The sequence below is a fragment of the Streptomyces sp. 8L genome (genome assembly GCF_020176795.1).
Classification (GTDB): domain Bacteria; phylum Actinomycetota; class Actinomycetes; order Streptomycetales; family Streptomycetaceae; genus Streptomyces.
The window spans coordinates 1-11,284 of the sequence record NZ_JAIUKE010000058.1; the positions used below are offsets into that span (position 1 = coordinate 1).

Below are 11,284 nucleotides of genomic sequence, written 5' to 3' on the forward strand. Positions count from 1 at the left end.
CCAGCCCGGGCCGCCCCCCCCCCCCCCCCCCCCCCCCCCCCCCCGCCCCGCCCCCCCCCCCGCCCCGGTTGCGGGGGGGGCGCGCGGCCGCCACACGCGGGGGGGCGCCCCCCCACGCCGACGTGTGGAACATGCCTGGCGGCATCGAGGACGGTGCCGCCCGTGGCGCGCTGCTGGACCGCTTCTGCGAGGAGATCGGCCGCGACCCCGCCTCGATCACCCGGTCCATCGTCCTGCCGGTCTCCTACGAGCGTCCCGGCGAAACCCGGCGCGCGATCGACGCGGCGACCGGTGCCGGATTCCAGCACATCGTCCTCGGGCTGCCCGCCCCCTATCCCGAGGGCGTCGCACGGTGGGTCGCCGACGAGCTCATCGGCGCATCCGCCCAGGCGCACTGACCTGACCCGGGGGGTGCTGAAGCGGCCGTCCCGGCCCCCACCCGAAACGGCACGGGAGGCGTAGCCTCGCAGGTGAGGGCGGCGGCGGATGCGGCGGGCCGGAACGGAGCGGCCGTGCCGCCCGCCGGGGAGACCTCGGCGGCCGCCGGTGCCCCTCCCACGGCGGGTGAGGAGTTGGAGTCATGGCCGACACCACCGAGATCTGGGTCGAGCGCCTCACGAAAATCGAGAGTCCTTCGCCGGAGGGCGAGGTCGAAGAGGTGGTGCACGAGGTGTACGAGACCGCGCAGAAGGACCTCGACGCGCAGCGGGCCGAAGCCGAGTACGAGCGCGAGGAGTAACCCGCCCCGCCCCCTGCCTCAGGGTCGCGCCTCGCGCCGTATGCGTATGCGTCGGCCGACCGCCCCTGGGTCGCGCCGGACCGGCACCTGCCGCACCGCCGATGTGGCCGGGCGGGCCCGACGGATCGGACGCGTCGGACGGGTCCGGGCCCGCGGGGCGGGGTCAGTAGACGGTGACGTCCCAGTGGTTGCCCTCGTCGCAGTAGAGGTTGCCGGAGGCGGCCTGCCACTGCGGATAGCCGTCGCCGCGGTAGCCGATGTACGCGAAGCTGTTGTGCACGTAGCCGTCGATGCAGGAGTTGTGCGCGAGGTCGACCTTGTAGCCGTTGTAGTGGCTGTAGGTGCCCGAGGCGTGGCCGACCTCCGTGCCGCCGGTGATGTTGATCGCGCAGCCACTGGCCCCCTTCAGCGTGATCATGGCGTCGACCGTGCCGGAGTTGATCTGGTCGAAGGACGTGCACGTCGCGTTGGAGCGCGTGGTGCAGTTGCCGCTGGAACTCCAGGTGATGCCCGCGGCGGACAGCTTGGCCGCCGCGGCCGACTGGGACATCTTCGTGCCGCCGGCCTCGGCGAACGGGGCCGCGAACACGAGGGTGGCTGCCGCGGCGAGCGTGGGGATCGCGAGCAGGCGGGGACGGATGGACACGGGGCCTCCTGCGGTGGCGGGCCGGGCGCGATGTGCCGGCCGTGCGGGCCCTTACGGTAGCGAGAATCGTGAGCATGACAACAGCATCGGAGCGACGTCCGGGCGAAGAGTGCGGGGTGCCGGCGTCGGTACTCGCACCGTTCAAGCCGGGCGCGGTCGCCGCCCTCACCGTTGCATAAAAGTGCGGCTATACGTATAGTCATGCCATTGAGAGGGAGGCTCTTCGAGATGGCTCTACGTGTGGCAGTGGCCGGCGCCAGTGGGTACGCCGGAGGTGAGGTGCTGCGAGTACTGCTCGGGCACCCCGAGGTCGAGATCGGCGCGGTCACCGGCAACGCCAACGCCGGGCAGCTCCTCGGCGCGCTCCAGCCGCATCTGCCCCCGCTCGCCGGGCGCGTGCTGGCAGAGACGAGCGCCGAGACGCTCGCCGGGCACGACGTCGTCTTCCTCGCGCTGCCGCACGGGCAGTCCGCGGCCGTGGCCGAGCAGCTCGGCGCCGAGACCCTCGTCGTCGACATGGGGGCCGACTTCCGGCTCCGCGACGCCGCCGACTGGGAGCGCTTCTACGGCTCCGCGCACGCCGGGACCTGGCCCTACGGCCTGCCGGAACTGCCGGGCGCCCGCGCCGCGCTCGAGGGCACCAAGCGCATCGCGGTGCCCGGCTGCTACCCCACGGCCGTCTCGCTCGCGCTGTTCCCCGCCTATGCCGCGCGGCTCGCGGAGCCCGAGGCCGTGATCACCGCCGCGTCCGGGACGTCGGGCGCCGGCAAGTCGGCCAAGCCGCACCTGCTCGGCAGTGAGGTCATGGGCTCCATGTCCCCCTACGGCGTCGGCGGCGGGCACCGGCACACCCCCGAGATCACGCAGAACCTCAGCGGCGTCGCCGGCGAGTACGTCACCGTGTCCTTCACGCCCACCCTCGCCCCCATGCCCCGCGGCATCCTCGCCACCTGCTCCGCCACGGCGAGGCCCGGCACCACCGCCCAGGCCGTCCGTGCCGCCTACGAGAAGGCCTACGCGGACGAACCGTTTGTCCAACTGCTCCCCGAGGGGCAGTGGCCCGCCACAGCGTCCGTCTACGGCTCCAACGCCGTACAGGTCCAGGTCACCCACGATCCGCACGCCAACCGGATCATCGCGATCAGCGCCATCGACAACCTTGCCAAGGGCACTGCCGGCGGCGCCGTGCAGAGCATGAACATCGCCCTCGGGCTGCCTGAGGGCACCGGACTTTCCACGATCGGAGTCGCGCCGTGAGCGTCACCGCACCGAAGGGATTCGCCGCGGCGGGCATCGCCGCGGGAATCAAGCAGAACGGGGGCCCCGACCTGGCCCTCGTCCTGAACAAGGGACCCCGCAGGGCCGCCGCCGGCGTCTTCACCTCCAACCGCGTCAAGGCGGCGCCCGTGCTCTGGTCCGAGCAGGTCGTACGGGGCGGTGAGATCGCCGCCGTCGTCCTCAACTCCGGCGGGGCCAACGCCTGCACCGGCCCCCAGGGCTTCCAGGACACCCACGCCACCGCGGAGAAGGCCGCCGAGGTCCTCAGCGCCCTTGGCACCCTCGCCGCCGGCTCGGCGGGGGAGGCCGCGGGCGGCTCGGCCGACGGCGTCGGCGCCGGCCAGATCGCCGTGGCGTCCACCGGGCTGATCGGCGAGCTGCTGCCCATGGACAAGCTGCTGCCCGGCATCGGCAAGGCCGCGGCGGAGCTGTCCGAGCACGGCGGCGAGAAGGCCGCCCTCGCCATCAAGACCACCGACACCGTCCACAAGACGGCCGTCGCTACCGGCCCCGGCGGCGCCTGGAGCGTCGGCGGCATGGCCAAGGGCGCGGGCATGCTCGCCCCCGGCCTCGCCACCATGCTCGTCGTCCTGACCACCGACGCCGACGTGGAGGCCCCGGCGCTGGACCGCGCGCTGCGCGAGGCGACCCGTACGACCTTCGACCGCGTCGACTCCGACGGCTGCATGTCCACCAACGACACGGTGCTGCTGCTCGCGTCCGGCGCCTCGGGCGCGACCCCGGAGTACGGGCCGTTCGCCGAGGCCGTGCGCGAGGTCTGCGCGGACCTCGCCCGCCAGCTCATCGGCGACGCCGAGGGCGCCTCCAAGGACATCCGCATCGAGGTCGTCGGCGCGGCCAGCGAGGACGACGCCGTCGAGGTGGGCCGCTCCATCGCCCGCAACAACCTCCTCAAGTGCGCCATCCACGGCGAGGACCCCAACTGGGGCCGCGTGCTGTCCGCGATCGGCACGACCGGCGCCGTCTTCGAACCGGACCGGCTGAATGTCGCCATCAACGACGTCTGGGTGTGCAAGAACGGCTCCGTCGGCGAGGACCGCGACCTGGTCGACATGCGCTACCGCGAGGTCCGGATCACCGCGGACCTGGCCGCGGGCGACGAGTCGGCCGTCATCTGGGCCAACGACCTCACCGCCGACTACGTCCACGAGAACAGCGCGTACAGCTCATGAGCACACGCAAGCACACCGCGCTCCCCAAGGCCCAGACCCTCGTCGAGGCGCTGCCCTGGCTGGTCCGGCACAACAACAAGGTCGTCGTCGTCAAGTTCGGCGGCAACGCGATGGTCGACGACGACCTGAAGGCCGCGTTCGCGCAGGACGTGGTGTTCCTGCGGCAGGCAGGACTCAAGCCGGTCGTCGTGCACGGCGGCGGTCCTCAGATCAACGCGCAGCTCGACCGCCACGGCCTGGTCAGCGAGTTCAGGGCGGGCCTGCGCGTCACCACGCCCGAGGCGATGGACGTCGTGCGCATGGTGCTCGCGGGCCAGGTCCAGCGCGAGCTGGTCGGGCTGCTCAACGCGCACGGCACGCACGCCGTCGGCCTCACCGGCGAGGACGCCCACACCATGACCGCGACCAAGCACCTGCCGCGCATCGAGGGCGAACTGGTCGACATCGGCCGGGTCGGAGAGATCGCCGCGATCGACACCGGCCTGATCACCACCCTGCTGGACGACGAGCGCATCCCGGTCGTCTCCTCCATCGCCCGCAGCGCCGACGACCACCACGTCTACAACGTCAACGCCGACACCGCCGCCGCCGCGCTCGCCGTCGCCCTCGGCGCCGAGATGCTCGTCGTCCTCACGGACGTGGAAGGCCTCTACGAGGACTGGCCGAACAGCGACGACGTCATCAGCCGCCTCACCGCAGACCAGTTGGAGAAGCTGCTGCCCGATCTGTCCAGCGGGATGGCGCCGAAGATGCAGGGCTGCCTGTACGCGGTGCGCGGCGGTGTGTCGACGGCGCGCGTCATCGACGGGCGCGTCCCGCACTCGATCCTGCTGGAGATCTTCACCGACGAGGGCATCGGCACGATGGTCGTACCGGACGAAGCGCACGCACCGGGCGCCGGCGAAGGCGCCGGGGCACCGCACACCACAGGAGGGGGCGCACAGTGAGCGACAACGCGGCCACCGGCGCGACCGAGCCCGTCAACAGCACCGGCAGCACCGGCAGCGCCGACAGCACCGGCAGCACGGGCGGTACGGACATCACCAGCAGCACGGGCACCGGCGGCAACGACGCGCTCTCCCGCCGCTGGCGGGGCGTCATGGCCGACAACTACGGCACACCGCAGCTGTCCCTCGTACGCGGCTCGGGCACCACCGTGTGGGACGCCGACGGCACCGCGTACACGGACTTCGTCGGCGGTATCGCCGTCAACGCGCTCGGGCACGCGCACCCCGCCGTCGTCGACGCCGTGTCCCGCCAGATCGCGTCGCTCGGGCACGTCTCCAACCTCTTCATCGCCGAGCCGCCGGTGGCGCTCGCGGAGCGGCTCGTCCAGCTGGCGGGCCGCCCGGGGCGCGTGTTCTTCTGCAACTCGGGCGCGGAGGCCAACGAGGCGGCGTTCAAGATCGGCCGGCTGACGGGCCGTTCGCACATGGTGGCCACCGTCGGCGGCTTCCACGGCCGCACCATGGGCGCGCTCGCGCTGACCGGCCAGGAGGGCAAGCGGGCGCCGTTCGCGCCACTGCCCGGCGATGTCACGCACGTCCCGTTCGGGGACGCCGACGCGCTGCGGGCGGCCGTCACCGAACAGACCGCGCTCGTGATCATCGAGCCGATCCAGGGCGAACTGGGCGTGGTCGTCCCGCCGAAGGGCTACCTGGAGGCGGCCCGCGAGATCACCCGCGCCACGGGCACCCTGCTCGTCCTCGACGAGGTGCAGACGGGCGTCGGACGTACGGGACAGTGGTTCGCGTACCAGTCCCACCAGGGCGTGGAGCCCGATGTCGTCACCCTCGCCAAGGGCCTCGGCGGGGGGCTGCCGCTCGGCGCGGCCCTCGCGTTCGGCCCGGCGGCCGACCTGCTGAAGCCGGGTCAGCACGGCACGACGTTCGGCGGGAACCCGGTCGCCTGCGCGGCCGGACTCGCGGTGCTCGACACGCTCGGCGCGGACGGCGCGCTCGACGGGGTCAAGCGTGTCGGTGAGAAAATCCGTGAGGGCGTCGAGGGGCTCGGCCACCCGTTGGTCTCCCATGTCCGCGGTGCGGGGCTGCTCCTCGGTATCGTGCTCACGGAGCAGCTCGCGCCGGCGGTGCAGCGGGCGGCTCAGGAGGCCGGTTTCCTGGTGAACGTGCCCGCTCCCGACGTCGTACGGCTGATGCCGCCGCTGATCGTGGGGGACGGCGAGGCCGACGGGTTCCTGCGGGCGCTGCCGGGCGTCCTGGACGCGGCCCTGGCCGCCGCGGGGGACGTGGCGGCGAAGCACGAGGGAGACAGGCCCAAGCCGAACTGAGCCGAACTGAGATGAGACGACGACGATGAGTGAGCCGCAGCAGCAAGGCGGTCCTTCCCTGCCCCAGACGAGAATGGCCCGGCACCGCCGGATCGTGGACATCCTGGGCAGGCAGCCGGTCCGCTCGCAGAGCCAGCTGGCGCGGCTGCTGGCGGACGACGGACTGACCGTCACCCAGGCCACGCTCTCCCGCGACCTGGACGAGCTCGGCGCGGTCAAGATCCGCAACGCGGGCGGCGAACTCATCTACGCGGTGCCGAGCGAGGGCGGCTTCCGCACCCCGCACGCGCCGCTGGGGGAGTCGGTGAAGGAGGAGCGCATGCGCCGCCTCGCCGGCGAACTGCTCATCTCGGCCGAGGCGTCCGCGAACCTCGTGGTGCTGCGGACCCCGCCCGGCGCGGCCCAGTTCCTGGCGTCCGCCATCGACCAGGCCGAGCTGCGCGACGTCCTCGGCACCATCGCGGGCGACGACACGCTGATGCTCATCAGCCGCGACCCGCAGGGCGGGCAGTCACTCGCCGACCACCTGCTGAAACTGGCGGAGACGGGCCGCGAGCGCGAAGCCCGCTGAGGCGCCGGCCGGGCGCCTTTCCGTCCCGGGGCCCGCGGCTCGCGCCGGTGCGGCGAGCACGTACGGCGAAGGGGCGGGGAGCACGGTGTCGTCGGGCACCTGGGCTCCCCGCCCCTTTCGCGTACCCCGGCCCGCGCCGCGCGGACGCCCGCCGGGGAAGCCGGCCGGCCCCGGGACGTGACCCCCGGGCCGGCCGGCGGTCTCGTCACCCGCCGAGCAGCGCCACCACGTCCGCGGCGCCCGCCTCCCGCGCGAACGCGATCAGCTCGGCGCGGGTCGGGGCCGTGGCCGGGCCGCGCCGCGTCACCGCGTACGCCGCCGCCGCGTTGGCGGCCCGTACGGCCACCGCGGGCGCGGCGCCCTCGCCCAGCAGCGCCAGGAACGCGCCCACATGCGCGTCCCCCGCGCCGTTGCTGTCCACGGCCGCCACCGGGAAGCCCGCGACGTGCGCCGGTGCCGAGCCGTCGGGCGGCGCGAGCCAGCAGCCGTCCTTGTCCGCCCGCACCAGGACCCCCGCGCCGGGCGCGAGCCGCGCGCGCAGCGCCGCCGCCGCGGGGCCCGGCTCGGCGAGCCCCGACATCAGCGACGCCTCGCGCGCGTTGGCGCTCAGCCAGTCGGTACGGGCGAGCACCGGACCGAGCACGGCCGCGGGGATGTCCGCGACCAGCGGGGCCGGGTCCAGGCAGAGCGTCACACCGCCGGGCAGGGCCGCCGCGAACGCCGAGAGCAGCGGGCCGTTCACCGGCATCACCAGGCCGTAGCCCGACAGCTGCACCAGGTCCCCGGCCCGTACCTCCGCCGCGACCTTTGCCATGTCGTCCGCGGTCATCTCCGCGTCCACGCCGAAGCTCGTCACGAACGTCCGCTCGCCGCCCGCGTCGACCAGCGCCACCGTGAAGCCCGTGTCGCCGTCCGTCCTGGCCGGCAGCAGCGGCCGTACGCCCTCCGCCGCGAGCGCCGCGCGCACCAGGTCGCCGTACGGGCCGGTGCCGTGCAGTCCGGCGAAGACCGTCTCCGCGCCGAGCCGGCCCGCCGCCACGAGCGTGTTGAAGCCGCCGCCCGCCGTCAGCTCCGTCCGCGAGCCGATGACGTCGCCGCCGCGCTCCGGCAGTGCCGGCACCTCGATCACCAGGTCGGCGATCACATTGCCCGCGAGGATCAGCCGCCCGCTCACCCGCGCGCCCCTTCCAGCTCGGCCGGCTCGGCGGCCTGCTCCTCGGACGCCGCCGCCGGGCGCCGTCCCAGCACCGCGTACAGCAGCGCGCCCACGGCCATCGAGATGGCCCAGCCGAGGCCGTTCGTGCCCAGCCAGGTGTGCGCCCACGGGCCGGAGAACCACACGTCCGTCGCGCTCGTCGAGGCCTCCGTGAACAGCAGGCCCATCACGATCGCCACCGCCCACGCCAGGACGGCCGGCACACGGAAACCGCCGGTGTACCAGTAGCGGCTGGTGCGGGTGGTGTTCATCAGCCCCGCCGGGTCGTACGCGCGCCCGCGCGCCATGTCCACCAGGATCACACCGACCCACGCCGAGATCGGCACCGCCAGCAGCGTCAGGAACGTCGAGAACGGACCGTAGAAGTCCTTCGCGATCAGCATGAAGTAGACGCCGCCGAAGAACATCAGCACGACGTCCACGGTCACCGCGAGGTGGCGCGGGACCTTCAGCCCCAGCGTCAGCATCGTCAGACCCGCCGAGTACGTCGACAGGTGGTTCGACATCAGCAGCCCGCCGAAGGCCGCGATCAGATACGGCACGGCCATCCAGGACGGCAGCATGCCGTTGATCGCGGAGACCGGGTCGGACGCGCTCGCCAGGGTCGTGTCCCCGGCCGACAGCAGCGAACCGAGCGAGATCAGCAGTACGAGCGGGATGCCCGCGCCGAACGCCGACGCCGTCACCAGCCTGCCGCCTGGCAGCCTGCGCGGCAGGTAGCGGGCGTAGTCGGCGCCCGCGTTCGCCCAGCCGATGCCCGTACCGGCGGCGATGAAGCCGACACCGGCGACCACACTGCTGATCGGGCCCGCGTGCACGCCGAGGACCTTGTCCCAGTCCACGGTCGCGACGAGGAAGCCCATCACGATCAGGTTCAGCACACCGAAGACGACGGTCGCCCACTTGTTGATCCACATGATCGTGGCATGGCCGAGGCCGCTGATCAGCAGTGTGCAGCCGATGAAGACGAGCAGGCAGACCACCGTCAGCACGGTGTTCTGGTGCCAGCCGAAGACCCACTGGACGAGCGCGAGCAGCGCGTACGCGGCCGTCGTCGTCGTGATCGTCTCCCAGCCCACTCTGCTGAGCCAGCTGATCAGGGTGGGCCCGGCGTTGCCGCGCTGCCCGAACACCGCGCGGGACAGGGTCAGCGCGGGCGCGCCGCCCTTCTTGCCCGCCAGGCTGAGGATGCCGACCAGGGCGAACGACCCGACGGACCCGATGACGGCGACCAGGATCGCCTGCCAGATGTTCAGACCGCGGAACGCCACCAGGGTGGCGCCGAGCGGCAGCCCGAGGATGGAGATGTTGGCGGCGAACCACGTCCAGAACATCTGGCTCGCGCGGCCGTGCCGCTCCTGGTCGGGGACCGGCTCGATCCCGCGGGTCTCGATGGCGCCGACCTGCTCGTTGGCGGACGCCGATGCGTTGGTACCGACGTGATCGTTCGTCGTCGAAGCGGTCATGACGGAACCTCCTTGCCTCTTACGGAGGGACTGGTGTCGCGCACACCGGTGGGGCACCGGTGGCGCGAGGGCTGCGCCGACAAGGGTCAGCGCAGCGCGAGCAGGCGCTCCGTGAGGGGCTCAAGCTCAAGATCGTTGACGGTGCGGAGGGTGTCGACGGCGTCGGCGGGCAGGGCCGAGAGCCCCGCCACCGAGCCGGCGCCCGCTCCCGCGATCGCACCGATGGTGTCGCTGTCGCCGCCGAGGTTCGCCGCGAGCAGGGTGCTGCGCCACGGGTCGCCCCCGGCGACGGAGAGGACCGCGAAAGCGGCCGGTACGGACTCCTGGCTGGCCACACTCGTCCCGACGAGCGAACACACCAGGTCCAGCGCCTCCGCCTCGGGAACGCCGCCGACCAGCTCCCACGCCCACGCGATACGGGACGCGATGTCGGCGCCCGCGATCCAGTGGCCGCGCTCCGCGCCCGCCCCGGCCGCCTCGACGGCGGCCGCGACCGCGTCCTCCAGCGTGCCACCACCGACGCCCGTACTGACGGCGGCGGCGACGGCCGCCGCGCCCGCGATGCCCACGGTCGTGTCGTGCGTCACCTGGCAGGACTCCACGACCCGGTCGAGGAACGCCTCCGTGGGCCGCGCGGGAAACGCGATCCCGACCGGTGTGACGCGCATCGCGGAGCCGTTGGTGGTGCCGTACCGGCCGGCCTCCTCGGGCGGCACGCCGCGCGCCACCATGTCGAGAGCGGCCTTGGTGGAGGGGCCGAGCAGGTCGAAGGAGCCCTTCGCCTTCATGCCCTTCTCCCAGTCCAGCAGCTCGTGCGCGAGGCGCAGCGGGTCGATGTGGCCGCCGCCCTCCACGAGGAGCTCGCCGACGATGACGGCCTGGTCGGTGTCGTCGGTCACGGAGCCCGCCGGCATCCCGGCGCTGACCGGGTTGTCCGGGCCCGCGGGCGCGAAGCCGGTGAGCGTGCCGTACGCCCGTACGACCTCGCGCCGGGACATGACCTGGGTGGGCATGCCGAGCGCGTCGCCGAGGGCGAGGCCGTAGAACGCGCCGAGGGCACGGTCGCGGGTGGTGCTGTCGATGGTCACTGGCGGTCTCCTCGCCCCGAGTGGACGTGCAGTTGGAACCTGGCGGGGTCGAGAAGGCTCGTCACCTGTTCGACGACGGACCCGTCCGCGGCCCGGTACACCTGGGCCAGGTGCAGGAACGACTCGCCGGGACGGCGGTGCAGGGTGGCGGCCTCGGCCTCGTCGAGGCCGCGTACGGACACCTGGCCGTCACCGGATTCGGTGATCCGGCCCGCGGCCAGCAGCGTCTTGTTCAGCGACCCGTCGGTGAGCCCGCGGCGGGGCAGGTCCGCGAGGGCGCCCACGGCGGGCACACGGCTCAGCTCCAGCGACACCCCGGCGCCGTCGGCGAGCCGCCGGACCCGGTCGAGCGCGACGAACGCGTCGGAGCCGGTGTCCAGCGACGCGGCGAGCGCCGGGTCGCGGACGGTCTCGAACCGCAGCACCTCGGTGACCAGCTCGGTCGCCTGCCCCGCGAGGGAGCGCGTCCAGCCGAGCCGGTTGTCCAGCGGCGTACCGTCGAAGGTGACGAGCGAGCCGATGCCGGGATGGGTGGCGATCAGGCCCTGCTCGCCGAGGACCTGGAGCGCCTGCCGCAGCGTCGTGCGGCTGACACCGAACCGCTCGGTGAGCGCGTGCTCCCCGGGCAGCCGCTCGCCGGTGCTGTGCACACCGGCCCTGATCTCGTCGGCGAGAACGCGGGCGATGCGATGATGCTTGTAAACCTGTCCAGGCATGTCTAGAGCGTAATGGACATGCCTGGACAGGTCTATAGGTGCCGGGGTGTCTTTCCCGGCACCTATAGACCTGTCCAGGCA

Annotated in this window: 11 protein-coding genes and 1 pseudogene; 7 read left to right on the forward strand and 5 right to left on the reverse strand. The window is 73.2% G+C overall.

Annotated elements, in window-relative coordinates:
• Together LCE31_RS06950 and LCE31_RS06955 are read left to right on the forward strand one after the other, a co-directional pair.
• A pseudogene (locus LCE31_RS06950) lies at window positions 1–398 on the forward strand (LLM class flavin-dependent oxidoreductase); the annotation flags it as partial.
• Window positions 399–580: 182 nt separating this feature from the next.
• Complete coding sequence (locus tag LCE31_RS06955; RefSeq protein ID WP_225013109.1) at window positions 581–739, forward strand: hypothetical protein; 159 nt, start codon at window positions 581–583, stop codon at window positions 737–739.
• 163 nt (window positions 740–902) lie between these two features.
• Here LCE31_RS06955 and LCE31_RS06960 read toward each other — a convergent pair whose 3' ends face one another.
• Complete coding sequence (locus LCE31_RS06960; RefSeq protein ID WP_374118421.1) at window positions 903–1,385, reverse strand: hypothetical protein; 483 nt, start codon at window positions 1,383–1,385, stop codon at window positions 903–905.
• 228 nt (window positions 1,386–1,613) lie between these two features.
• On the opposite strand from LCE31_RS06960, the gene argC reads away from it, so the two are divergent.
• From argC to LCE31_RS06985, 5 genes are all read left to right on the forward strand, one after another.
• A complete protein-coding gene (argC, locus tag LCE31_RS06965) occupies window positions 1,614–2,642 on the forward strand; it encodes an N-acetyl-gamma-glutamyl-phosphate reductase (protein ID WP_225013110.1) in 1,029 nt (342 codons plus the stop codon).
• The gene (argJ, locus tag LCE31_RS06970; protein ID WP_225013111.1) at window positions 2,639–3,856 is read left to right on the forward strand and encodes a bifunctional glutamate N-acetyltransferase/amino-acid acetyltransferase ArgJ; all 1,218 of its coding nucleotides are present in this window, start codon (window positions 2,639–2,641) and stop codon (window positions 3,854–3,856) included. The genes argC and argJ overlap by 4 nt, the downstream gene beginning before the upstream one ends.
• On the forward strand, window positions 3,853–4,803 hold the full coding sequence (argB, locus tag LCE31_RS06975) for an acetylglutamate kinase (protein WP_225013112.1): 951 nt from the start codon (window positions 3,853–3,855) through the stop codon (window positions 4,801–4,803). The genes argJ and argB overlap by 4 nt, the downstream gene beginning before the upstream one ends.
• Window positions 4,804–4,895: 92 nt before the next feature.
• Complete coding sequence (locus LCE31_RS06980) at window positions 4,896–6,146, forward strand: acetylornithine transaminase (protein WP_308042225.1); 1,251 nt, start codon at window positions 4,896–4,898, stop codon at window positions 6,144–6,146.
• A gap of 25 nt (window positions 6,147–6,171) precedes the next feature.
• Window positions 6,172–6,717 (forward strand): arginine repressor, encoded by a 546-nt coding sequence (locus LCE31_RS06985; protein WP_225013114.1) that lies wholly within the window; start codon window positions 6,172–6,174, stop codon window positions 6,715–6,717.
• Between the two features lie 205 nt (window positions 6,718–6,922).
• Here LCE31_RS06985 and LCE31_RS06990 read toward each other — a convergent pair whose 3' ends face one another.
• The 4 genes from LCE31_RS06990 to LCE31_RS07005 all read right to left on the reverse strand — a co-directional run bounded on the left by LCE31_RS06990 (window position 6,923) and on the right by LCE31_RS07005 (window position 11,203).
• Window positions 6,923–7,891, reverse strand: coding sequence for a PfkB family carbohydrate kinase (locus LCE31_RS06990; RefSeq protein ID WP_225013115.1), 969 nt, complete (start codon window positions 7,889–7,891; stop codon window positions 6,923–6,925).
• Window positions 7,888–9,399 carry a purine-cytosine permease family protein gene (locus tag LCE31_RS06995; protein ID WP_225013116.1) on the reverse strand — a complete coding sequence of 504 codons (1,512 nt, stop codon included), beginning with the start codon at window positions 9,397–9,399 and terminating at the stop codon, window positions 7,888–7,890. Before LCE31_RS06995 ends, LCE31_RS06990 begins: the two co-directional genes overlap by 4 nt.
• A gap of 86 nt (window positions 9,400–9,485) precedes the next feature.
• Window positions 9,486–10,412 (reverse strand): ADP-ribosylglycohydrolase family protein, encoded by a 927-nt coding sequence (locus tag LCE31_RS07000; protein ID WP_263631530.1) that lies wholly within the window; start codon window positions 10,410–10,412, stop codon window positions 9,486–9,488.
• 71 nt (window positions 10,413–10,483) lie between these two features.
• Complete coding sequence (locus LCE31_RS07005; protein WP_225013118.1) at window positions 10,484–11,203, reverse strand: GntR family transcriptional regulator; 720 nt, start codon at window positions 11,201–11,203, stop codon at window positions 10,484–10,486.
• Window positions 11,204–11,284: the final 81 nt, after the last annotated feature.

Bases quoted from the DNA above. Each gene is read 5' to 3' on its own strand.
- LCE31_RS07005 (WP_225013118.1), bottom strand. From the start codon at position 11,203: ATGCCTGGACAGGTTTACAAGCATCATCGCATCGCCCGCGTTCTCGCC.
- LCE31_RS06985 (WP_225013114.1), top strand. From the start codon at position 6,172: ATGAGTGAGCCGCAGCAGCAAGGCGGTCCTTCCCTGCCCCAGACGAGA.
- LCE31_RS06955 (WP_225013109.1), top strand. From the start codon at position 581: ATGGCCGACACCACCGAGATCTGGGTCGAGCGCCTCACGAAAATCGAG.
- argC (WP_225013110.1), top strand. From the start codon at position 1,614: ATGGCTCTACGTGTGGCAGTGGCCGGCGCCAGTGGGTACGCCGGAGGT.
- LCE31_RS06995 (WP_225013116.1), bottom strand. From the start codon at position 9,399: ATGACCGCTTCGACGACGAACGATCACGTCGGTACCAACGCATCGGCG.
- argB (WP_225013112.1), top strand. From the start codon at position 3,853: ATGAGCACACGCAAGCACACCGCGCTCCCCAAGGCCCAGACCCTCGTC.
- LCE31_RS07000 (WP_263631530.1), bottom strand. From the start codon at position 10,412: ATGCCCACCCAGGTCATGTCCCGGCGCGAGGTCGTACGGGCGTACGGC.